Below are 22,362 nucleotides of genomic sequence, written 5' to 3'. Positions count from 1 at the left end.
ACTAATGTCCACTGTCCGAAACGTTCTCATCGGGATGCTGTCCGATTCCCTGTCGCGCCTGCTGCCCGAAGCATCGGAGCATCTCGACCCGACTTGCATTGAACTGGACATTCCCAAGCTTCCCGAACACGGGGACTATGCAACGAATGTCGCCCTCGCCCTGACCCGCCGGCTGAAGCGGAACCCCAGGGAAATTGCCGGAAAGATCGTGGGCGGTCTCAACGACCCGGACAACCTGCTTCAGAAAGTGGAAATCGCGGGGCCGGGGTTTATCAACTTCTTCTTCCATCCTCGAGCCTGGCACGGAATCCTGACCGACATCCTGGCGGATCCTCGCAATTACGGGCGACTCGACTTGGGCGAGGGACACAGAGTCCAGGTGGAATTCGTCAGCGCCAATCCGACCGGGCCTCTTCACATCGGCCACGGCAGAGGCGCGGCAACCGGCGACGCCCTCGCGAACATTCTCGAAGCGTGTGGCTACGCCGTGGAGCGCGAATACTACATCAACGATGCGGGAAACCAGATGGACACCCTGGGAAGGAGTCTTTACTTCCGGTACCAGGAAGCGCTCGGCGAACCCGTCGAATTCCCCGACGCCCACTATCGGGGCGAATACATGAAGGATCTGGCCCGGGATTTTCTGCGCGACAACGGCGACCGTTATCTGCGCGCCCCCCTGGACGAAGTCCTCCCGTTGTTCACGCGCTTTGCCGCCGATCGCATCCTCGAAGGCATCAAGGACGACCTGGGTGAATTCGGGGTTTCCTTCGACCAATGGTTCAGCGAGCGATCCCTCCACGCGGAAGATGCCATTCGCCGGACCGTGGAAGACTTGAACCGCAGGGGATTCATCTACGAAAGCGAGGGAGCCGTGTGGTTCAAGAGCACGGCGTTCGGCGACGAAAAAGACCGGGTGGTGATCCGGGCAAACGGCGTCAGCACCTATTTCGCCGCTGACCTTGCCTATCACAGAAACAAGTACGACCGGGGCTACGACAAGGTCGTGGACATCTGGGGCGCAGACCATCACGGCTACGTGGAACGGATGCTTGCCGGCGTGGAGGCTCTGGGACGTAACCGCGAAGACCTGCGAATCGTCCTGGTCCAGCTCGTCAACCTGTTGCGCGCCGGGAAACCCGTAGCGATGTCCACGCGGGCGGGCGAGTTCGTCACGCTCAGGGAAGTCGTCGACGAAGTCGGCAAGGACGCCGCCCGCTTCATTTTCCTTACCCGGCGCTCCGACAGTCCGCTCGACTTCGATCTCGATGTGGCCAAGGCCAGGACCAACGACAACCCGGTGTTTTACGTGCAGTATGCGCATGCCCGGCTGTGCAGCATCTTTCAGGTGGCCGCGGAAAGAGGTCTGGTCTGTGACTGGGCGAACGGTAAAGACATCCCGGATCTCGGTCTTCTCACTCTCGCGCAGGAATTGCAGATCATCAAGTTCCTGGGCGAATACCCTGCGATCCTGGCCAATTGCTCGCGGTCCATGGAACCGCATTTCATCCCGTACTATCTGCACGAGCTGGTTTCGCTTTTTCACAGCTATTACAACCAGAACCGAGTGATCGGAGACGATCCGGAACTGACCCGGGCCAGGCTGTTCATGGCTGCGGCCATTCGCGAGGTTATACGGAATGCCCTGGAATTACTGGGAGTTTCGGCCCCGGAAAAAATGTAGACCACCGGCATAGTGTACAAGGAAATCCGCTTTGGGCACTCCTCCCAAAATATCCGCTCGTAATCTCGAGCAGCAGCAAGCTGCCAGGAATCAGAAGCGGTTTGTCTTTTCATTGGGCCCGAGACAGATCGTCCTCTGCGCGGCGGGTCTCTTGCTCGCCATGTGCTGGATGTTCATATTCGGAATCCTGGTGGGGCGGGGGCTGCCGATGATATCCTCGGAAGACGTTTCCGTCCGGGCGGAATTCATGCGTTTCCTTGGCCTGGACCGCCCGCCTCCCTCAACCGTCGAGAAAGCCGCGGAAACATGGCAGGCGCCGGAGAAGATGTTGGAGTCGCTCAAATACTACGAGGAACTGACCCGCAAGGAGGTCTTCACCCAGGCCAAAACCGCCGTTCCACCGGGCGCCCCGTCGACGTCGCCTGCGGCAAAAGACGCCGCGGCAGATACCCGGAACAAACCGACCAAGTCCCTGCCGGTCCCCTTGTCGACGCCGGACAAACCTGAGTCGTCGGACTCGGAAAAGACGGGTTCGGGGGCCGGCGGCCAGGAGCCGGTGGCGGCAAACAACGCTTCGGAACACTTCACTCTGCTGGTGGCGTCGCTAAAAGACGCCGACAACGCTCAGAAGCTCGTGGAACAGCTGCGCGCCAAAGGGTACGCACCACGGCTGCACACCCTCGACCTCAACGGCGGTGGACGATGGAACCGGGTCCTGGTCGGTTCTTTTCGCAACAGGGAATCCGCGTTGAAATTCGCAGCCGACTTCAATAAGAAGGAACGCATGGAAGGACTGGTCATTCGCGAGTCCAATTGAGTCGATCGCCTGTCGTGGGGCGTGTTTTGGAGAGGGGGGACGTGAAGCCGTCCCTTGTGTTTTTCCCGGAGTATGCAGGCCGGATTATGGACTTGAGCGGTCCGACGGTTCCAAGATAGTACGATTCCATGACCTTTGGCCGACGTTGAAGAATTGGACGCTCCCGGCAAACAGGGCTTCCACGGGAAGCGGACGGGACACGGAGCATGGCGAGACTGATCATCCACGACACGGAAGGCGTGCAGGAAATCGATCTGGTGGATCGCAATTCCATCGGAAGGCTTTCTCGAAATCGCATCAGGATTGCCGACGATCTGGTGTCCAAGGAACACTGCCTGATCTATCTCGATCCCAGGGGCGGGTACGGCATCAAGGATTTGGGCAGTCAGAACGGCACTTTCGTCAACGGACATCGCATCGTTCGCGAAACACCCCTGAGCGACAGGGATGTGGTCACCATCGGCAGGACAAGCTGTATTTTCCTGGCCGGGGACCTCCCGCACGGGACCAGCGACGGCATGGAAGCGACGATCCAGTTCATGGACGCCGACCGTTCGTGGTCACAGATTGCCCAGGACCGTTTTCTGCCCGAAGAAGAAATCTGGGATGAGAAGGTTCTGCGCGCCGATTATGAGAAGCTGCGCATCGCTCACGAGCTCCAACGCGAAATCGGGCTCGAGCTCAATCTCGACCGGATCTTTAATCGCATCCTGGACCGTACTTTCCAGCTTCTCAACTGTGATCGTGCCGTCATTTTGATGGTGGGCGAAAACGGCGGGATGGAAGTGCGGGCATCCAAGACCCGTCATTCCGGCGAGGACCTGGTGGTGTCTTCGACCCTGGTCAATTTCGTTCGCGAACACAAGGTGGGCCTGATTTGCGGGGACGCCCTGGCGGACGAGCGTTTCAGCTGCGCCGAATCCATATGCAATCGCAATATTCGTTCCTCCATGGCCGTGCCCATCGTTTACGAACAGGAGCTCCTGGGAGTCATGATCATCGATTCCTCGGCCTCGGTCAGAGCATACGCGGAAAAGGATCTGCTGCTCTTCAACAACATCGCCCACCAGACTTCTCAGTTCACGATGATGGCGAAAATGGCCAAGCGAATCGAGGAGGAAGCTCTGACGCGAGAGCGTTTTCAGCGGCTCATGTCTCCCGACCTGGCGGAAATGGTGGTCTCGGGCTCGATCAAGGTCGAAAAGGGAGGGCAAAACCGCGTTGCGACCATCCTCTTTGCCGACATCCGGGGTTTCACGTCCATGTGTGAGAACATGCGGGCGGCCGAAGTGCTCATCATGCTCAACGAGTTCTTCGAACTGATGGTCGATGTGGGCTTCCGCCACGAAGGCACCGTGGCGAACTTCATAGGGGACATGATCATGCTGGTTTGGGGCGCTCCCGTTTTTCATCCGGACGACCCGGTTCGAGCCGTCCAGGCGGCGGTGGAGATGCAGGAGGTTCTTGCCGAATACAACAGGGGGCGTAGAGAAAAAGGGCTGCCGGAAATCGGAGTCGGCATCGGCATCAACACGGGGGACTTAATGGCGGGGTACCTGGGGTCCACGCGAACCATGACCTATTCGGTGATCGGGGATCCCGTCAACGTGGCATCCAGGCTCTGCGCCCTGGCCAGGCAGAACCAAATCCTCATTTCGGAACACTCTCGTTTGAGTGTCGACAATCATTTCGAGACAGCCGAGATCTCCACTGTCAAGGTTAAGGGCAGAAAGGCTCCCATCAGGATTTACGAAGTGGTCGGAAGAAAGCGGAATTGATTGGAGCCTGCCGGCCTGCCGGCCCCGCATGCCGGCAACCCCCCAACACGAATCGGGTTCGGTCGGCCTTCCTGCCGCTTCCGTCACACATTCCCGGCACTGTTCGAATCCTGCACTTCACCCTGTGACACCGTTACCTCGTGCACGGCAACGGGCTCCGCGATTCCCTTGACCTTAATTTCCCCCAATGCCTTCGTCTGGAATCCGTCCCCGATCAACTGCCTGGTCCGTTCGGAAATGAGAATGCCCCCCACGGGAGCGTTGGATTCGAGGCGCTGGGCGAGATTCACCGGGGATCCGAGGACCGTGTACGAAAACTGCCTCCTGGATCCCATGTTGCCGACCACCACCTCACCCGTGTTGATTCCGATACGCACGGCAAGAGGAAACCCTCCCGCATTCCGCCAGGCATTTTGGAGCTCTCGCACGCGACGCTGCATGTCGATGGCGGCCTGAACGCATCGCGTCGCGTGATCCTCCTGGGGTTCGGGGTCGCCGAAGAACACCATCAGCCCATCCCCGATGTACTTGTCCACCGTGCCGCCGTGGTTGAACACGATCTCGACCATGGCGTCGAAATACTCGTTCAGAAAACCGCGAATCCGGTCGGGTGCGAGGGCCGAGGAGTACGTCGTGAAACTCGCGATGTCGCTGAACAGCACGGTCAGCTCCTTGCGCTGCGCGCTCATGGCCATCGATTCGGGATGGGCCATGATCTTTTTCACCACAGCCGGCGGGAAATAGGCTTCGAAGGATCTTCTGTACACTTCCTTCTGTTTTTCTTCGTTGATGTACCGGTAGGCAAGCACGAGGAAGACGGCGAGGCCGATGGAAAGGACCGGCCTGACGACCTGCGGGATCGCGTGCAGCGAAAAGAAGCTGACAAGCGCTCCGCCCGCGCACAATGCCACCATTCCCGCCGCACTCGCGGTGAACGCGACCGAAGAAAAACTTCGTGCCAGGACAATCAGGCACGCCATCAGGGAGAGCTCGACCAGGAACGCTTCCGCCGCAGTGCTCTCGCGAAAAAAATCTTCCGTGAGGATAGTGTGGATCGCGTTCGCGTGCATTCCGCTCAACGGATACTCCGTGTCGGTCGGCACCGGCCTGAGGTCGGTCGATCCGGTGGAGACATCGGAGACCACGACGATCTTCCCTTCCAGTTCGTCCCTCCATACCTCCAATTCATCTCGGCTGTCGGAAGCAATATACACGTCGGCGAAATTGTAATGCTTCATCGTCTCCCACGGGCCGATAAAGGAAACGATCATGCTCCCGGCCCGGTCGATGGGGATGCGGATATCGCGCGGGGGAGCCCCCGGTCTGCGCGCCTGCTGCAGCACGACCGCCTCCGCCGGGACAACCCGGATGTGTTGCGGAGGCACCCCGAGATAATCGCAAATGACGCGAAAAGGCAGGCTGGGATAGAAACCGTCTTCGTAGCGAACCAGCAGGGGCACCCTGCGTACGATGCCATCCGCGTCGATCTTGATGCTGATGTGTCCCAAGCCTTTCGACACGGCGGCCAAAGCGGGGAAAGTCGCCAGCGGGGCCGAGCCGCGATGGAAGCCCGTGACGTCGCCCTCCACGTTCAACACCCACTTCGTTGAGGCCAGGGTGCGGAGCGCTTCCTCGTCCACTTTGGTCTCGCGCGCGGCTCTTTGCGGGGAAAGCGCCAGGGCAAGGCCGAAATAGGCATTGCCCGCCTCACGCGCGGCTGCGATCAGTGCCGGATCGTCCCGGTCATCAGGTTTTGTCCCGAAAATAAAATCATACGCCTGGGCCGCCGTGCGCATCGCGGCGAGATTGCGCACCACGCGCGCGAATTGAACCCGTTTGAGATAGAAGTCATCGAGCCTGTGAAGCGTGGAATTGGTGATGTCCACGTGCACGACGGTCGGGTCGTAGACGGGTCGAAGCCACGAAACGGATGAACGCAGCACGAAGAGTTTATCGACGAGTTGAGAATTCCAGGGTTCGAACACCCATGGCAGGAGTCTGAAGCACAGCGCCACGACGGCAAAGGAGGCCACGACCAGGGCGGTCGTGGCCCGAACGTTCCCCCGTCTACTTGTGCTCAACGTTGTAGGTCCTGGACACGACACCGGACGAAGCGATCTCCTCGGCCAAGGTCGCCACGTCGGGCAAGGCGGGTCCGGCCTGCTTCGGGACTCCCCTGACCGCTCCACCTATTGCGACAGGCCGTTCCGCGGGGGCTGCCAGATCCCGGCCCTGCCTCTTGAGGGTCCGTATCTTATCCAGGATCTTGTTCGAGAGTTGGTGTTTGGTCTGGGCATCGCCGGCCCGGTATGAGGTATACAGCGCCTCGAGGCCGAGGAGGCGCTCGGCCGACGCCAACAGATAAAATTTTTCGGTTCCCGGCTGCTTGTCCAGCTCGAACCACGCCTCGCCGCGTGGAATGTAGTATTTGACCGCGGGCCGGTAATCCGCCGTGAACTGTTCGAAAGAATAGGGAAACAGCAGTGTCAAACCGTCTCGTTCGTTATGGTGGAAGACGTAAATGAAACTCTTTCTCTTCATTTCAATCATGAGTTTCAGACGATCGCCCGTTTTCAGCGCCGCATCCCGGCCCACAGGCACGATTCGCGACTGCCCGTCCTCCTCCGTCAAGGCTCCGAACGCCCATTTGAACTCCACCGCGGGTGTTTCCGCCGCACCTGTGAAGCACACGTTCGAGAGCAGCAGGCAGGCGCAAATCGCCAGAACCGACATCACCATCCGCGCCGGCACACTCCATTCCATCCTGTTCCTGAAGATGAACATCTCCCCCTCTCCTCGTAACCTCATGCGGACCCGTCCCCCGATCGGAAAGCGGACCGGCTAGGGTTCCCTCACCAATCGAAACCCGAGATCGTCGTTCATTGCCTCGGGCAAGCCGCTGCCCCGGTCGGCACACCTCGCGCCGCCCGGCTGCGAATGCCAGTATCCCCCCCGGACGACCCGACCGGTTCCGGCAGTCCGGTCCGTAAACGACGGATTCATCCGATCGTGCCTGGTATAGGCATCGACGCCGTATATGTCCTCGCACCACTCCCAGACGTTGCCGAGCATATCGTAAATGCCGAAATCGTTCGCCTGGAAAGTACCCACAGGGGCTATCGCCGCGTAACCGTCGTCGCAGTCGTGTGATTCCTCCCATTTCCACTGCCGTTTCGCCGTCAAATCGGCCACGTTCTCATGAGTGCAGGCCTTGTTCGGATCATCCCCCCAGTACCTGGAGGACTCCTTTCCGGCCCGGGATGCGTATTCCCATTCGGCCTCGGTGGGAAGCCGGAATTTGTACTGGCCGCCGTTTTGACCCTTCAGCCACTGGGCAAAATCATTGGCATCGTTCCACGTGACATAAACCACGGGCTGATTGTCTCCATTGAGCGATACCCCGGAATAGTCCCTGCTGTTGTGATCGGCACGGAATTTTCTGAACTGGCCGTTGGTCACTTCGGTGCGCGCCATCCAGAAGCCGTCCACGCATACCTCGTGCACCGGCCCTTCATCGGCTTCACGGTCCTTCTCGGTCTGGGGGCTGCCCATGAGAAAGCAGCCTCCGGGCACCCATACGAACTCCATCCCGGTGATCGGTTCCTTCCAGGTCTTGAGTGTCCTGGCAGGCTTCTCGCCTCTCGCGGTGACCGTTTGCGGCACTGGAACCGGCTTGTCCGGAACCGGAACGGGTGGGGTCGCGGCGGTGGGAAACTTGAAGTAGAAATCTCCTTCCAGGGAGGAGGACTCCCAGGGAACCTGTTTCCCCTGGGTTGTCTCCCGCACGCTGGACCGCACCTGCTTGAAAACGTCCTCGATCCGCAGCCCGGGAGCCTCCATCGCCTTGACCAGTTCGCCCGTGTAAACTCCGTGGTCTCCCGGCCCGTCGTTTGCCACCGCCCCTGGGGCCGTCGCATAGGCCACGATCGTACCCGTGGGGGCATTCATGGAAGCCAGTCCCTGCATGGAAGAACGGAAACTCCGCGCAAACGGATTGTCCCGGCATGCGTCCAATATGACGATGTTCAAACGATTTCTGGCGTAATCCATTTCCGTCAGAACCGCGCCGACATCCACGGCCTCGTATTCCACCTGTTTCTCGTGCTCGATGGCAGCCCCCACCGGAATCAGGTAGTTGCGTCCGTTCACCTGCATACCGTGTCCGGCATAATAAAACAACCCGACGCCCCCCTTGAGCAGCCTCTGGCCGAAGGCCTGGATTTCCTTCTTCATCTCCTTCTGGTTGAGGTTCTCATGCTCGACCACATCGAAGCCGAGTCCCTTCAGGGTCTCTCCCATGGTGCGCGCGTCGTTGACTGCATTGCGCAAGGGAGCGGAAGCGTAAGCCCCATTCCCGATCACCAGCGCGGTGCGTTGCTCCGCCTGGGAAGCATTTTCCACCGGCGGGGCCGCGTCGGCTCCCCAGACCCGGTCCACGGGCCCGGACGCCGCCAGCAGTACCGTCGCCATCATCAGTAAGAAAGTCTTGGTGCTCAATCCCAGCATCTTTTGTCCGTCGTCCTCCCTGCCCTAAAGTAAAAAAGGGAGTTTCCAACCCGGGTCAGCTCCCTGATTCGCAGACGCTCCCCGGGGTGGCTCCCCCGCAATACCGTACCGCGTCCGCCGACGCGGGCAAGTGTGCAGTTCACACGCGCTCCGGCGGCAAGTCGCCACCGTATCGGCACTTAGACCGGGAAATTCGGTCACTTCCGCGACGTTCCCCGAACAGGCGGATTATAAGAAAACCCATTACAGTCTTCAAACACAATGAAAAACAGCGTGTACTTCCAACAGGTTAAACTCGATATCGCCTTGTCGCGCGGTCCGGGCCCGCCTGTCCACCGGCGGCTCCATTCGCTCCAGCCCGGTCCGAATGTTCTTGCGATGAAGCCGTTTATTTTCTTCTGAGCACAAATGCCTGCCTCACGGGGATCGCGCCGAGCACTTCCCGGACCTCGGCCAACTGTTCCGGATTTGCCTCCACGGTTTCCCAGGACGCGACGAGTGCGCAGTCGCCGTCCTTTTTGATAAAGATCGGAACCGTCTTACGTGACGGCCGTTTCCCTTCGAACAGGACATTGCCTGGATCTTCCGGGCGAACCAGCTTGCATTCCACGCCGAACGACTCCACGACCTCGTAAAGCGTTGCAGCAGTGTATTCTTCGAGGGAGAAAGGCCTGAGCTTCCCGTCTTCCAGCAGGAAGAGGCCGTTGTCCTCCCGTTCCGGCACCGCCGCCGATCCCGATGAAGGAATCGCGGACTCGGGGCTCTCCAACTCGTTTCGTGGGGTATCCTTGCGTTTCATAAAGAAATGCTCCTTGATTTTCCCGGACCTGATCAGTTTTTCCAGCATGCCGTCATCATCGCCGCGATTCCGACGGAAAGCGTAACAATCATCCCGGCACAAAAGGCACCTGAAGTTGGGTACTCGGCACTCTTCATTCTTGCACCAGACGTAGGCGGACATTCCTGAGGCTCTTCCATTTGATTGTGGTGCGATGCTCCCCGACCTGAAAAAGGGGCTCGCAGGAGCGGACATCTCCACGGGAGAAAAACCGGCGCGCCGCGTGCGGGGACAAATTGCACGATTGCAGGCCTGACCCCGTTTGCACGTAGGTATATTACCTCAAATGGTCTCCGGATGGTACGGCAATATCCATGGCGACTGCATCGGCCAGAAACGGGACGGAAGAGCGGCGAACACCATTCGAACGCCTTTCCAGGCGGAACGCTCGCCCGGTTTTTTTCACTTCCTCGACCCACGCAGCAGGAGTTCTATTCATGACCCCACCGGCGCCGCTTTCACGAAAGGACCGCCGCGGCCCTTTCTTTTCCGTCGGCTCCGTGTCCGCTCCCTCCGGGGAGGGAGCGATCCTTCCCCCGCTTCCGGCGGCGACGGCGCGGTTTCCCGGATGCGCCATCCCGCGCGGTCGAGTCGCTCCCCGCGGGGTAAACCTCCGCGCCGCACATGCCGATTATGAGAAAAAGGAACCCACCGGAAAGCCGGCGGGCGAAAAGACTTTCGTGAAGCGCCCGTCGGATGCTCGTGAGTGTTTCGAATCCTCCGGGTTCCGCATATTGAGAGGTACTAATGCAGGCAACCACGTTCAGCACGCGCCGTGGGAGGACGCGACCACCGTCGGGTCCGGGTCCGGACGGTCTTCTTCTCTCCCGCAGAAGCCGGGCGAGTCCGCGGCGGCGGCCGGGGCCGGCAATGATCTACAATTGTCTTGATTCATGGGCGCTAATATATGAAAATGCGCCTCGATGACGAATGCACACTAACCTATTGAATAAATAAATAAACAGGGATTTCTCCGGAAAAGGGAGTATTGCCATGAGATCGGTCCATGCCGGATGCAATGCCGCCAAGATTTTGATTATTGTTCTGGCCGCCCTCATTACCGCTTCATGCGGCATGGCGACCAAAGAAGAGAAACAGCACGAACAATTCGTCGCCGCCATCGACGGGTACAATGCCGCTTTCCGGTGGCAGGACTACAAGACCGCATCGGGCTTCGTGGATCCCGCGAACCAGGAAGCGTTCTGGAAAGAAGCGGATGCGTTTCTCAAGGAAGTGAGGATAATGGACTATGAAATCAGGAACGTATCATTCGAAGCCAACGGTCTTCGAGGCACCGTGTTCATCAACTGCCGTTTCTACCTGACCAGGGAACCCAGCCTTCAGAGCAAGATGATTCGCCAGACGTGGCAGTTCCTGGAAAAACCGAAGACATGGCAAGTGACGAACAGTGGGTATCAGGCGATTCTGGCACAAACCCAATAGTCCGCCGACGTTTTGATTTGCATTTATCCGCGCTCCGATCCGGCGCCGGAGTCCATGATCGACGTTCATGCACCCCTTGAAGGGATGCATATAGGAGACAGCCGATACGGAAAAGCAACGAAGCCGTTTGGGCGGGCCGGGTTCCGCGCGAAGTCGCGGCAAACCCTGTTGATCCGACGGGATAACCTTTCTTTCCGGTCTTCGAGTGCTCATAGCAGGTTGCGTTCAAGTCCGCAGCATTGCGCGGGAGGGCATAAAGCCCTCCCCTTGTATGTTGGCTATGACGGCAGGGACAAGGGGTTTGGGACCGTGGGCTGCGCTGCCGCGCATCCCATCCTACGCGACTCAAGAGTTGACAGAGAACACTGTCGCTGCTCCTGACCGGCACATCGGTCCGCAGGGACGGGGTTTGTCCCCTCCGCGTCACCTGCCGCCGGGCAGGTGTTGTGTGATCTTGAACGCACCCCGGTCTCAATTGGCATTCTGGATGGAGCCAGCCGGCTTGTTCGCACGGTATCGACTCGCGAAACCGCTTCCACCGCACTCGCCTTCGCCGGCAGGTCGCCGACGTTTTCATCGGGTATGGTGTTCCATAATTCCCGAATGACGGGGCGGCACCATCCTTCACACTCACATTTGCGAATCGGACACGACACGACATGAATCCGGACGATCCATCGTTGAAGTCCACCGTGGCCTTTGTCCGTCTTCTTTTCCTGTGCTGTATCGTATGCTTTTTTTGTTATGTCGGCGCGTACATGCGGGTTCCGGTGGTTCCACTGTTTGCGCTGTCCCTGGGCGCGGATGCGTTCGAAGTCGGATTGATCAATTCTTCCTTTCTTTTCATGGCCGCGCTTCTTTCACTTCCACTGGGAATAGTGTCGGATCGGCTGGGCAGGAAGTCCCTCATTCTGGGAGGAATTCTACTGACGTCACTGAGCTCCTTTCTCCTCTGCCTGTGTCGAAATCCCATGCAGATGGTCCTCGTTTACCTCCTGTTCGGGGTCGGCTTGGCCGCTTTTGCCCCGACGTTGATGTCCTACGTTGCCGATTTCGCTCCCGCGACGCACCTGGGGCGCTCCTACGGTTACTACACCATGGCACTGTACGGAGGCATGAGCCTGGGACCCGCATTGGGCGGAGCCCTCGCGGAGGTCACGGGTTACCCGGCCGTGTTCGCGATTTCGGGAGGTTTCGGATTCCTGATGTTCTGCCTTGTCCTGGTGTTGCTGCCCCGGACACCCCGCACCGCCGCCCACTCTTCCCGAAAGCTCGACAGCATGGCCGTCGCGGGGACGTTCCTCACCAATCGTCCTCTCCTCGGCTGCTGGATGGGGACCCTCGGGGGGTGTTTCGGCCTGGGGATGTTCGTGACTTTTGTTCCCCTGCATGCCGCGGAACAGGGCATATCGGTGGCGAGCATCGGCCTCATTTTTGCCTCGCAGTCGCTTTTCAACGCGGTTGCGCGGATCCCGTTCGGCCACTTTACCGATCGAGTCAAGGACCGCGGTGCCGTTGTGGTCTTCGGGCTGATCGGCTTCTCGATCGCCGTTTCGGGGATCGCATTCTCGACCGGCATTTTTCACTTCATCGGCTTTTCGATCGCACTCGGGATCACCATGAGTCTGACGTTCACCGCGCTGGGAGCGCTCATATCCGAGGTGGTCCCGCATGATAGCCGCGGGCTCGCCATGGGAGGCTACAGCACCTGCATCTACCTTGGAATGATGCTGAGCGCCGTGAGCATGGGCGCACTGGCCCGCGACCTGGGATTCAAGAGCGCGTTTTTGGTCACGGCCGGGGTCATCGCATTGACGGGCGTCGTCTTCCGGGCCTTTGTGACCAGGATTCCGCCTTCCCCATCGGCCGGGAATCTGTTATAGAAGCGGCGTAGAGTGTCTGTGGGAGACTTTCCATTTGTTCTCTCGGCCAATAGCGAATAAAATATAATGTTACAAACGATATCGGGGAATCGACACCGTTCAAGGAGGCATCGCTGTTGAGTCCGTTCTATAAAAATCTGGCCCTATGGCTGGTCATCAGCCTTATGGTGATTTTGTTGTTCAACATGCTGCAAAAACCCCAGAGCTCCAGCATCGAGACCACCTACAGCCAACTGATGGCCTCGGTTCAGAAAGGGGAAGTCGCAAAGGTCACCATCCAGGGCGATCGCATTCTGGGAACCTACAATGACGGCAAGCTCTTCCGCACCCACGTTCCCAGAGACCCGGATATGATCAAGATGCTCAGGGACCACGGGGTCGACATCCAGGCCAAGCCCGAGGAGGAAAACCCCTGGTACGTGTCGGTCCTGGTGAACTGGTTTCTCCCTATGCTCCTGCTGGTGGGGATGCTGATTTTCTTCATGCGCCAGATGCAGGTGGGCGGCGGAAAAGCCATGAGCTTCGGCAAGAGCCGGGCCCGGCTGCTCAATGAGAATTCAAAGAAAGTCCTGTTCAACGACGTCGCGGGCATTGACGAAGCCAAGGAAGAACTGCAGGAGATTGTTGAATTTCTTAAAGATCCCCGTAAGTTCACGCGCCTGGGGGGCAGGATTCCCAAAGGCGTCCTCCTGGTGGGGGCTCCCGGCACGGGAAAAACCCTTCTTGCAAAAGCCATTGCCGGGGAAGCCGGCGTTCCCTTTTTCACCATCAGCGGTTCGGATTTTGTGGAGATGTTCGTCGGGGTAGGTGCGTCCCGGGTCCGGGATCTGTTCATGCAGGGCAAGAAGAACGCCCCGTGCATCATATTCATCGACGAAATCGATGCCGTCGGGCGGCACCGCGGCGCCGGCCTGGGTGGAGGACATGACGAACGCGAACAGACACTCAACCAGTTGCTGGTGGAAATGGACGGATTCGAGTCCAACGAGGGCGTGATTCTCATTGCGGCCACCAACCGTCCCGACGTATTGGACCCGGCTCTGCTCAGACCGGGCCGCTTCGACCGGCAGGTGGTGGTGCCCGTCCCCGATATCCGCGGACGAGAAGGCATTCTGCATGTCCATCTGCGGGCCAAGCCCCTGGCTCCCGACGTCGATCCCAAAGTCCTGGCGAAGGGAACCCCCGGGTTTTCGGGGGCCGACCTCGAGAATCTGGTGAACGAGGCGGCCCTGCTTGCCGCTCGTAAGAACAAGGATCTCATCGACATGGCCGATTTCGAATCGGCCAAAGACAAGGTGATGATGGGCCTGGAGCGCAAGAGTATGATCCTTACGGAGGAGGAGAAGCGCAACACCGCCTATCACGAAGCCGGGCATGCGCTCGTGGCCAGGCTGCTGCCGGGGGCCGATCCGCTCCACAAGGTGACCATCATCCCGCGGGGACGCGCGCTGGGGCTCACCCAGCAACTCCCTGAAGACGACCGCCACACCTATTCGAGGGACTACCTGCTGGACAGCATCGCCATCCTGATGGGCGGACGCGTGGCCGAGGAACTGGCGTTCAACCAGCGGACCACGGGCGCCTCCAACGACATCAAACGCGCCACTCAGCTCGCCCGTCGCATGGTGTGTGAATGGGGCATGAGCGAGGATATGGGCCCGGTCAGTTTCGGAAGGCAGGAAGAACAGGTTTTTCTGGGGCGCGATATTGCGCAACACCGCGACTTCAGCGAGCAGACCGCCATTTTCATCGACAAGGAGGTCCGCCGGATTGTCGATGAAAACTACCTTCGTGCCCGACAGATGCTGAGCGACCGCTTCACTCTATTGGAGAAGATCGCCGAGGGGCTGCTCGAAAGGGAAACCCTCGACCTGCGGGACATCGATCGGATCATCCTCGAGGTCGACCCGGGGCTATACGATGAGATCAAGCGCAGGGAGCCTCCGCGCCCCCCGGAACTTGAAATTGCCGTAGACGGCGTCGGCACGCAGGAAGCCGTCGCGGAACAGCCCGAAGGAGGCACGGCATCGCCGGATTCCACTTCCGCCTCCGAGCAGAAGAATCAGGGCACTTGAGGGCACGGGGAGGCTGACCGCAGTGCCGTTCGCGGGCCACGGGATGCGGCAACCTGTCCGGCCTTTCACCCGGGCGCATTCTCCGGCTCGATGCTTCCGGCACCTCCCCCCTTCCATCCACTGCTCCAGGCTTTCCGCCGCGACACCCCGCGATACCAGCCATGCCGTGGACCGGCGGTTCGGAGGCGGCTCCATCGGCACCGCCCCGCGGACTGTCCGGGAGATTCATGCGGAAGTTACCGCACAAAGGTGCTTCATGAGCATTTCGGAGCGAAAGGATTATATCCTCAGGCTGAAATCCGGTTGCCTGTCCCTTGGGCGGCGGACGCTCGTGATGGGGATTCTCAACGTCACTCCCGATTCCTTTTCGGAGGCCGGGAAGTTCTTTTCATTCGACTCCGCGGTCGAGCAAGCTTCGGCACTGATTTCCGCCGGCGCGGATATCCTGGATATCGGAGGTGAATCCACGCGCCCATTCTCCGATCCCGTGCCGCTGGAATCCGAGCTTGAGCGGGTGCTGCCCGTCATCGAGGCCGTCCGAGCCGTTGGAAATGTCCCGATTTCCATCGACACGACCAAGGCCGAGGTCGCAAAACGGGCCATCGAAGCAGGAGCGGACATCATCAACGATGTGAGCGCCATGCGATTTGACGAGAACATGGTCAAGGTGGCCTCGGATTCGGGCGCACCGGTGATTCTGATGCACATGCAGGGCAATCCGAAGAACATGCAGCAGGAACCACGTTACGCGTCCCTGCTCTCGGAGATCGTCGCCTTTCTGGAGGACCGCATTCAATTTGCCGTCCAAAACGGCGTGGACCGCTCGCAGATCATCGTCGATCCGGGAATCGGCTTCGGGAAAACCGTCGAACACAACCTGTCTTTGATCCGGAATCTCCCGGCTTTTGGTTGCCTGGATCGTCCTGTTCTGCTAGGAGCTTCAAGGAAACGATTCATCGGGAGTATTCTGGGGCGGTCTCCGGATGACCGGGAAGTCGGGACCGCGGCGGTGAACGCCGTCGCCATTGCGTCCGGCGTTCACATTCTGCGGGTGCACGATGTCGGTTTTCACCTGCAGGTCGCCCGGATGGGTGACGCGATACGGAGCGCCGGGTAAGCCGGCGGACTTCCCGCGAGCCGAATCGATGTGCCGGTCGACTGCACGGGACGAACGGACATCCCGGAGCCTTCTTTCCGGTCGAGGGGAGAGGCGCGAAGATCGGTGGGCCGGCACGGGCGTCCGGTCAGTTCAGTCGTTCGGCGCCGGACCGGTCACGCGCGTTCCGGCCGCAGACGTCGTCCGGAACAAGGCCGACGATCCCGCCCCGGGCGCGTTGCGAATATCCAAAGAGGTACACGGCAGGCGCTCGGGCGCGAACTTCGAGTCTTTCCAGCGGCTCGGCTCATTCGTCGCACTATGAAGGGGATTCGATATGCTCCTGGCAATGGACATCGGGAACACCAACACGGTGCTCGGCCTTTTCAACGAACAGCGGCTGGTCCATGACTGGCGGATCAGAACCGAGGTGAACACCACGGTCGATGAGTACGGCATTGCAATCCGCAGCCTGTTCGACGCTCACGGTTTTTTCGTCGCGGACGTCGGCAGCGTGATCATCTCCTGTGTGGTTCCACCGGTCCTCAATTCCATCGAACGGTTCTGCAGGAAGTATTTTAACATTCAGCCGATCATCGTCGGGCCGGGCATCCGCACGGGCATGCCCATTTTCTACGACAACCCGAAGGAGGTTGGCGCCGACCGCATCGTCAATGCCGTGGCCGCCTATGACTACTACCGGTGCGCCACTATCGTGGTCGACTTTGGGACCGCCACCACTTTCGACTACATCTCGGACAAGGGCGAATACATGGGCGGAGTGATCAGTCCCGGGATCATGATTTCCTGTGAAGCGCTCTTCTTCAAGACTTCGAAGCTGCCAAGGGTCGAAATTTTCGCCAGGCCGCCTTCGGTACTGGCCAAGAACACCATTGCGTCCATGAATGCGGGCATTGTCTACGGCTACGCAGGTCTCGTGGAAGGCATCATCACCCGGATGCGAAATGAAATCGGGACCAATCTGAAAGTCGTCGCCACAGGCGGGCTGGCTGCGCTGATCGCCAGTGAATGCTCACTCATAGACGACGTGGATGATTATCTGACGCTCAAGGGGCTTCGGATCATCTTCGAACGGAACAAGAAGAATCCATGAAGCTGCGCCCTCTCAAACCCGGCGATCGTATCGGTCTTGCGGCACCATCGAGCCCATTCGATCGGGAAGCTTTCGAGCGGGGCACGGCAGTCCTTGAAGCCGACGGTTACCGACCCGTACCCGGCAGACACATATTCAAGCGGAACCACTACCTTGCCGGAACGGACGCCGAGCGCGCCGAAGATCTGATGCAATTGCTCGCCAACCCCGAGATTTCAGCCGTGGTGTGCATCCGGGGCGGCTACGGAAGCGGCAGGCTGCTTTCCCGGCTGCCGTTTTCCTCCCTGCGCGATCACCGCAAGCTCTTTCTGGGCCACAGTGACATTACATTCCTTCATCTTGCTTTTGCTTCTCAAATGGGATGGATCACTTTCCTCGGCCCCAATCTTACCGGGATCGGACAGTTTGAATCGCAGTGGGAATACACCCGCAGGGTGCTTGCGGGAGAAACGGAATGCTCGTGGCGATTTACATCCGGTCAGGTACTCCGGGAGGGCACCGCCGTCGGAAAGGTCCTGGGCGGAAACCTGACCTGCCTGGTACACCTTGTGTCCACGCCGTTTCTTCCGGAGCTGGAGAAGGTCATGCTCCTCGTGGAAGACCGCGGAGAGGCCCCGTATCGACTGGACCGGCTCTTTACCCAACTGAAGTTGTCCGGCAGGCTGGAACGCCTCGCCGCCCTTTTGCTCGGGGAGTTTCACGAGTGCGGGGACCGCGCGCTCATCCACGAGATGATCCTCGAGCAGGTGCGAGACTATTCTTTCCCGGTCGTTGCGGACCTTCCGTTCGGCCATGGTTCGGTGAATGAAGCGATCCCGCTCAACGTGGAGTTTTCGTTGAACACGTACGAGGGAAGTCTCAGAGCGGTTCAGAGTCCTTTTTGCGGATAGAGCCTTGATTGCGCAAATCGAACAACTCTTTGAGGATGGTCTGCGGGAAGGCATCTTCTCGGGAGCGAGCCTCCTTGCGGCGGCCCGCGGGACAATCCTCTTCGAACGTCAGTGGGGTCACACCCTTTCCGGAGGATCGCCGATTTCGACGGAAACCCGCTTCGACCTCGCCTCACTGACCAAGATTCTCGTCACCACCCCACTGGCCGTTTGCGCGGCGAGCAGGGGCGCGCTCCGACTCGACCACACCCTGGATGCGTTTTTTGCGCCCGATGTGTTGCCGGCGGACAAACGGGACATCTCCATCCGGCACCTTTTGAACCATTGCTCGGGGCTCCCCGCCTATCATCCCTTTTACCGCGACCTGATCTCACTGCCGCCCCCGAGCAGACGGCCCGCGCTGCTCGACGCCATCCTCCGCACCCCTCTCGCCGCTCCTCCCGGGACGGTCGCGTGTTACAGTGATCTCGGCTTCCTCCTCCTGGGCATGATTCTCGAGAAGCTATTCGACGGCAGGCTCGACCAGGTTGCCCGCAAAATGGTTTTCGATCCCTTCCGGATCGATTCGCTGCACTTCCGTTCCATGGAGGTCCCCACCGGTCCGGAAATCATCCCGTCTCTTTCACCTGCCGACGGGCTGTCTTTTGCGGCAACGGAACATTGCCCATGGCGAAAGCGTCTGCTGGTCGGAGAGGTACATGACGAGAACTGCTACTGTCTTGGAGGTGTCGCCGGGCACGCCGGCCTGTTCGGGACCGCGCGCGGCATTTTCACCCTTCTTTCCCGCTTTTTGGATATTGCCCGGGGGGACTCCGGGGAGCCTGCCTGGTCCTCCGACATCCTGACGGAATTCTGGAGCAGGCAGGGCATCGTTGCGGACAGCACCTGGGCACTGGGATTCGATACGCCCAGCGCTTCGAATTCGAGCGCGGGCCGCTTCTTCTCACCCCGTAGCGTTGGGCACCTCGGCTTCTCCGGCACATCCGCCTGGATGGACCTCGAAAGGTCCGTGATCATCATCCTCCTCACCAATCGGATCTATCCGACCCGGTGCAATGAGAAACTCAAGGCGTTTCGACCTCTGGCACATGATCTCACAATGGAATTGCTGCATGCGACGCAAGAATTCTAAGACCATCTATCTGCTCGGCATTGGCGGAATCGCCATGGGCACCCTGGCGACAATGCTGACGGAAAAAGGCTTCAACGTCACGGGGTCCGATCTGAACCTCTATCCCCCCATGAGCACTCACCTGGAAACGCTCGGGATACCGGTCTGCCAGGGATACGACGCCGCCAATCCGGAGAAGTGCGCGCCGGATCTCGTCATCATCGGCAACGCCATCCGGAGAACCAACCCGGAAGCCGAGTACGTGCTGAGCCATGGTCTGCCGTACCTTTCGATGCCTCAGGCCATAGCGGAATTCTTCCTGTGCGCCCACAAGAGCATGGTCGTTGCCGGCACGCACGGGAAGAGCACCACTTCTTCCCTGCTGTCCTGGGTGCTGTCCCGGGGCGGGCTGGATCCGAGCGTTTTTGTGGGAGCGTTCATAAAGAACTGGAACAGCAGCTACCGTATCGGCCGCGGCCCTTTCATGGTCATTGAAGGCGACGAGTACGACACGGCGTTTTTCGACAAGGGACCGAAATTCCTGCATTACTCACCCTGGATCGGCATTGTGACCAGTGTCGAGTTCGATCACGCGGACATCTTCACGGATTTCGAGGCTGTCCGCCGCGCCTTTCGCTCTTTCGCGCGACTCATCCAACCCGACGGCCACCTGATCCTCAACGCCGACGACGCGAACTGCCTGGCCCTGGCAAAAGAATCCCGCGGCCGCGTAACCACCTACGGGTGGTCCCGGACTGCCGATTGGCGTATTGTCGATATGATTCACACCGACGGACGGATTCGATTCACTTATGAGAATCCCCTGTCGCGGGGAACGGAGTCGATACTGACGCGCATGCCGGGCAGGCACAATGTGAGCAATTCCATGGCCGTGATGGCCGCGGCCTCGCTTGCGGGTCTCGACAGGAACGCGGTGCAGGACGGGTTGCTGACTTTCGAAGGCGTGAAACGGCGCCAGGACATCCTGGGTGAAATCGGCGGGATTCTGGTCATGGACGACTTCGCCCATCACCCCACGGCAGTCCGGGAAACCATTCAGGCATTGAAGGACTTCTATCCCCGAAGGCGCATTTTCTGCGCCTTCGAACCGAGGACCAACTCGAGCCGGCGCAGCGTATTCCAACAGGCCTACACGACTGCTTTCGACGATGCTTTCTGCATCTGCATCAAGCATCCCCCCGGCATGGACGCCATTCCACGAGAAGAACGGCTGGATGTCCAGAAACTGGTTGCCGATATCGCCGAACGGGGAAAGGAGTGTCACGGCTTTGCATCGGCAGAAGATCTCATCGGCTTTCTGGTCGACCACTGCGCTTCGGGAGATCTTGTCGTGTGCATGAGCAACGGGAGTTTCGACGGACTGCCGCACGGACTTTGCACCGCCCTGGCGCAAAAGCATGCAGGTGCATCATGACGACGCGCCGCCTGCTGCTGCATATGTGCTGCGGTCCTTGCGCCATCTATCCTTTGAGAACGCTCAGAGCGGACGGCTGGTCCGTGCACGGGTTCTTCTACAATCCGAACATACAACCCTGCCGGGAATTCGAACGCAGACTCGAGGCCGCGCGCACGGTATCGGAACGGGAAGAGCTCCCGCTGATCGTTCGTGACGATTACGATCCGGTGGAATTCCTGCGGAACGTCGTCTTCCGCGAGCAGCAGCGGTGCGTCTACTGCTATTCGGTTCGAATCGAGGCGGCGGCGCGGATTGCCCGGAAAAGCGGTTTTGACGCCTTCTCCACCACCCTGCTCTACAGCAAGCTCCAAAAACATGAACTGATCGAGGAAATTGCGCGCGACACCTCGCGGAGAATCGGAGTCCCCTTCATCTACCGGGACTTTCGTCAAGGCTGGAGGGAAGGTCACGAAGCGGCGAAAATGATGGGCATCTATCGGCAGCAGTATTGCGGGTGTATCTATTCGGAGGCGGAGAGATACCATCGCGGAGGGAAGAAGGACCGCCCCCCGAAGTAATCCGTCGAACCAGAGGCTTCCGGTTCCTCCCGTTCATGCCTCCTCATGTTCTTCAACCATTTCTATGGCCTTGCCCGGACACTCCTCGGCGCAGATTCCGCATCCCTTGCAATAGTCGAGATCGATTTCAACAGGGATGGATCGCTTCACCACACCCTCCGGACAGTACAGCCAGCAAATGAAACAGGACGGACGGCGGTTTTTCGACGGAATACACTTCGCGTGGTCTATCCGGGGCCGAACGGACCTCCAGTCGCCGGTCCTGCCCGCCTCTCCCTTGCAGAGCGCGGATCGTGCCTGAGTGAATTTGTCTTCTCTCGCCTTGTTCATGAAGTCTTCCTTCCGCTTCCTTTTCTTTGCACGACAGCCGCTCACGTATCACGCACAAGCCAGTTTGCATTCCTGCAGGATCGAGGTCCCGGCATAGGCCGCTCGCGCACCCTCGACATTTCTCTCGCCGGCCTTTCCCGGGAAGTGATTCCGCAACGCCTTTTCGATGCTCTCCAGACTGATCAGCCCCGTGGCCCTGGCCACGCCGCCCAATATCGCGGTATTGAAGATAACCGCTCCCGATATGATGAGGCCCGCCTCCTTCGCCCATTCCGTGGCGTTGGTCGTTGCGACGTTGACCGCATTCTTCAACCGGATCGCACCGGGCTCTTTTGCGCTGTTGATGATCACGATTCCCTCGGGGCCCACGCCCGCGCTCACGTCCACGACCCTCAGCAGGGTCTCGTCCAGGACGACCACGATGTCAGGTTGTTCCACCAGTGAGAACGTGCGAATCGGCTCTCTTCCGAACCGGGTGGTCGCGATGATCGGGGCGCCTCTTCTTTCCGCTCCGAAGAAAGGGGCCGCAGTGACCCCCCGGTACCCCTCGTAGTAGGCGGCTTCCGCCATAATCATCGCCGCAGTGACCGCACCTTGCCCGCCGCGGCCGTGCCATCTCATCTCAATGCACTTTTTCGTCATTGCAAAGCCTCGTTCCCGTGTTGCCAGTCTCTCGTGCACGACCGGACCCCGGCGGGTTCGGATTTCACCTCACCGCGACCGCGCCGCCGCAATGCCGCCCGTTTCACTCGATAAGGGCGACGGCCGGTTTCAGCGCACTAGTTTAATAGCGCTTTGCCTG

Annotated in this window: 18 protein-coding genes; 12 read left to right on the top strand and 6 right to left on the bottom strand. The window is 59.5% G+C overall.

Translation table 11 applies throughout. The annotated features are described in order from the left end of the window. The first annotated feature begins 4 nt into the window (after window positions 1-4). The 3 genes from argS (at window position 5) to SFUM_RS02885 (ending at window position 4,279) form a co-directional block, all read left to right on the top strand. Entirely contained in the window at window positions 5-1,684 is a 1,680-nt protein-coding gene (argS, locus tag SFUM_RS02895; RefSeq protein ID WP_011697433.1) for an arginine--tRNA ligase, read from the top strand. Window positions 1,685-1,715: 31 nt separating this feature from the next. After that, window positions 1,716-2,501, top strand: a complete 786-nt coding sequence (locus SFUM_RS02890; RefSeq protein ID WP_011697432.1) for an SPOR domain-containing protein — start codon at window positions 1,716-1,718, stop codon at window positions 2,499-2,501. Between the two features lie 206 nt (window positions 2,502-2,707). Then, complete coding sequence (locus SFUM_RS02885) at window positions 2,708-4,279, top strand: adenylate/guanylate cyclase domain-containing protein (RefSeq protein ID WP_011697431.1); 1,572 nt, start codon at window positions 2,708-2,710, stop codon at window positions 4,277-4,279. 83 nt (window positions 4,280-4,362) lie between these two features. Here SFUM_RS02885 and SFUM_RS02880 read toward each other — a convergent pair whose 3' ends face one another. The 4 genes from SFUM_RS02880 to SFUM_RS02860 all read right to left on the bottom strand — a co-directional run bounded on the left by SFUM_RS02880 (window position 4,363) and on the right by SFUM_RS02860 (window position 9,632). Then, window positions 4,363-6,360 carry an adenylate/guanylate cyclase domain-containing protein gene (locus SFUM_RS02880; RefSeq protein WP_011697430.1) on the bottom strand — a complete coding sequence of 666 codons (1,998 nt, stop codon included), beginning with the start codon at window positions 6,358-6,360 and terminating at the stop codon, window positions 4,363-4,365. Then, a complete protein-coding gene (locus SFUM_RS02875; RefSeq protein WP_041439700.1) occupies window positions 6,347-7,063 on the bottom strand; it encodes a DUF4384 domain-containing protein in 717 nt (238 codons plus the stop codon). Before SFUM_RS02875 ends, SFUM_RS02880 begins: the two co-directional genes overlap by 14 nt. A 57-nt stretch (window positions 7,064-7,120) precedes the next feature. Continuing rightward, on the bottom strand, window positions 7,121-8,785 hold the full coding sequence (locus SFUM_RS21285; protein ID WP_011697428.1) for an SUMF1/EgtB/PvdO family nonheme iron enzyme: 1,665 nt from the start codon (window positions 8,783-8,785) through the stop codon (window positions 7,121-7,123). 388 nt (window positions 8,786-9,173) lie between these two features. Beyond that, complete coding sequence (locus SFUM_RS02860) at window positions 9,174-9,632, bottom strand: hypothetical protein (RefSeq protein ID WP_150109417.1); 459 nt, start codon at window positions 9,630-9,632, stop codon at window positions 9,174-9,176. Between the two features lie 984 nt (window positions 9,633-10,616). On the opposite strand from SFUM_RS02860, the gene SFUM_RS02850 reads away from it, so the two are divergent. The 9 genes from SFUM_RS02850 to SFUM_RS02810 all read left to right on the top strand — a co-directional run bounded on the left by SFUM_RS02850 (window position 10,617) and on the right by SFUM_RS02810 (window position 21,230). Continuing rightward, window positions 10,617-11,066, top strand: coding sequence for a hypothetical protein (locus tag SFUM_RS02850; RefSeq protein WP_011697425.1), 450 nt, complete (start codon window positions 10,617-10,619; stop codon window positions 11,064-11,066). Window positions 11,067-11,725: 659 nt separating this feature from the next. Continuing rightward, complete coding sequence (locus SFUM_RS02845; protein ID WP_011697424.1) at window positions 11,726-12,949, top strand: MFS transporter; 1,224 nt, start codon at window positions 11,726-11,728, stop codon at window positions 12,947-12,949. A gap of 116 nt (window positions 12,950-13,065) precedes the next feature. Further along, window positions 13,066-15,024, top strand: coding sequence for an ATP-dependent zinc metalloprotease FtsH (ftsH, locus tag SFUM_RS02840; protein WP_011697423.1), 1,959 nt, complete (start codon window positions 13,066-13,068; stop codon window positions 15,022-15,024). 256 nt (window positions 15,025-15,280) lie between these two features. Continuing rightward, window positions 15,281-16,141 (top strand): dihydropteroate synthase, encoded by an 861-nt coding sequence (folP, locus tag SFUM_RS02835; protein WP_011697422.1) that lies wholly within the window; start codon window positions 15,281-15,283, stop codon window positions 16,139-16,141. 316 nt (window positions 16,142-16,457) lie between these two features. Beyond that, entirely contained in the window at window positions 16,458-17,234 is a 777-nt protein-coding gene (locus SFUM_RS02830; protein WP_011697421.1) for a type III pantothenate kinase, read from the top strand. Then, window positions 17,231-18,124: a S66 peptidase family protein gene (locus SFUM_RS02825; RefSeq protein ID WP_011697420.1), complete on the top strand. Its 894-nt coding sequence runs from the start codon at window positions 17,231-17,233 to the stop codon at window positions 18,122-18,124. The genes SFUM_RS02830 and SFUM_RS02825 overlap by 4 nt, the downstream gene beginning before the upstream one ends. Before the next feature lie 4 nt (window positions 18,125-18,128). Next, window positions 18,129-19,256, top strand: coding sequence for a serine hydrolase domain-containing protein (locus SFUM_RS02820; RefSeq protein ID WP_011697419.1), 1,128 nt, complete (start codon window positions 18,129-18,131; stop codon window positions 19,254-19,256). Next, window positions 19,237-20,670: a UDP-N-acetylmuramate--L-alanine ligase gene (locus SFUM_RS02815; protein WP_011697418.1), complete on the top strand. Its 1,434-nt coding sequence runs from the start codon at window positions 19,237-19,239 to the stop codon at window positions 20,668-20,670. The genes SFUM_RS02820 and SFUM_RS02815 overlap by 20 nt, the downstream gene beginning before the upstream one ends. Further along, on the top strand, window positions 20,667-21,230 hold the full coding sequence (locus SFUM_RS02810) for an epoxyqueuosine reductase QueH (RefSeq protein WP_011697417.1): 564 nt from the start codon (window positions 20,667-20,669) through the stop codon (window positions 21,228-21,230). Before SFUM_RS02815 ends, SFUM_RS02810 begins: the two co-directional genes overlap by 4 nt. Before the next feature lie 33 nt (window positions 21,231-21,263). Here the strand turns inward: SFUM_RS02810 and SFUM_RS02805 are convergent, their stop codons facing one another. Further along, complete coding sequence (locus tag SFUM_RS02805; protein WP_011697416.1) at window positions 21,264-21,560, bottom strand: 4Fe-4S binding protein; 297 nt, start codon at window positions 21,558-21,560, stop codon at window positions 21,264-21,266. 48 nt (window positions 21,561-21,608) lie between these two features. Beyond that, the gene (locus SFUM_RS02800; RefSeq protein WP_011697415.1) at window positions 21,609-22,202 is read right to left on the bottom strand and encodes a 2-oxoacid:acceptor oxidoreductase family protein; all 594 of its coding nucleotides are present in this window, start codon (window positions 22,200-22,202) and stop codon (window positions 21,609-21,611) included. Between the last annotated feature and the right edge of the window lie 160 nt (window positions 22,203-22,362).

Source organism: Syntrophobacter fumaroxidans MPOB (genome assembly GCF_000014965.1).
Classification (GTDB): Bacteria; Desulfobacterota; Syntrophobacteria; order Syntrophobacterales; family Syntrophobacteraceae; genus Syntrophobacter; species Syntrophobacter fumaroxidans.
The sequence above is the reverse complement of the archived record's forward strand: the minus strand, read 5'-3'. Positions and strand labels throughout refer to the sequence as shown.

What these genes read in the sequence shown, in the direction of transcription:
- argS (WP_011697433.1), top strand. Translation starts at nt 5, where the DNA reads ATGTCCACTGTCCGAAACGTTCTCATCGGGATGCTGTCCGATTCCCTG.
- SFUM_RS02885 (WP_011697431.1), top strand. Translation starts at nt 2,708, where the DNA reads ATGGCGAGACTGATCATCCACGACACGGAAGGCGTGCAGGAAATCGAT.
- SFUM_RS02875 (WP_041439700.1), bottom strand. Translation starts at nt 7,063, where the DNA reads ATGTTCATCTTCAGGAACAGGATGGAATGGAGTGTGCCGGCGCGGATG.
- SFUM_RS21285 (WP_011697428.1), bottom strand. Translation starts at nt 8,785, where the DNA reads ATGCTGGGATTGAGCACCAAGACTTTCTTACTGATGATGGCGACGGTA.
- SFUM_RS02860 (WP_150109417.1), bottom strand. Translation starts at nt 9,632, where the DNA reads ATGCTGGAAAAACTGATCAGGTCCGGGAAAATCAAGGAGCATTTCTTT.
- SFUM_RS02850 (WP_011697425.1), top strand. Translation starts at nt 10,617, where the DNA reads ATGAGATCGGTCCATGCCGGATGCAATGCCGCCAAGATTTTGATTATT.
- SFUM_RS02845 (WP_011697424.1), top strand. Translation starts at nt 11,726, where the DNA reads ATGAATCCGGACGATCCATCGTTGAAGTCCACCGTGGCCTTTGTCCGT.
- folP (WP_011697422.1), top strand. Translation starts at nt 15,281, where the DNA reads ATGAGCATTTCGGAGCGAAAGGATTATATCCTCAGGCTGAAATCCGGT.
- SFUM_RS02830 (WP_011697421.1), top strand. Translation starts at nt 16,458, where the DNA reads ATGCTCCTGGCAATGGACATCGGGAACACCAACACGGTGCTCGGCCTT.
- SFUM_RS02825 (WP_011697420.1), top strand. Translation starts at nt 17,231, where the DNA reads ATGAAGCTGCGCCCTCTCAAACCCGGCGATCGTATCGGTCTTGCGGCA.
- SFUM_RS02815 (WP_011697418.1), top strand. Translation starts at nt 19,237, where the DNA reads ATGCGACGCAAGAATTCTAAGACCATCTATCTGCTCGGCATTGGCGGA.
- SFUM_RS02810 (WP_011697417.1), top strand. Translation starts at nt 20,667, where the DNA reads ATGACGACGCGCCGCCTGCTGCTGCATATGTGCTGCGGTCCTTGCGCC.
- SFUM_RS02805 (WP_011697416.1), bottom strand. Translation starts at nt 21,560, where the DNA reads ATGAACAAGGCGAGAGAAGACAAATTCACTCAGGCACGATCCGCGCTC.
- SFUM_RS02800 (WP_011697415.1), bottom strand. Translation starts at nt 22,202, where the DNA reads ATGACGAAAAAGTGCATTGAGATGAGATGGCACGGCCGCGGCGGGCAA.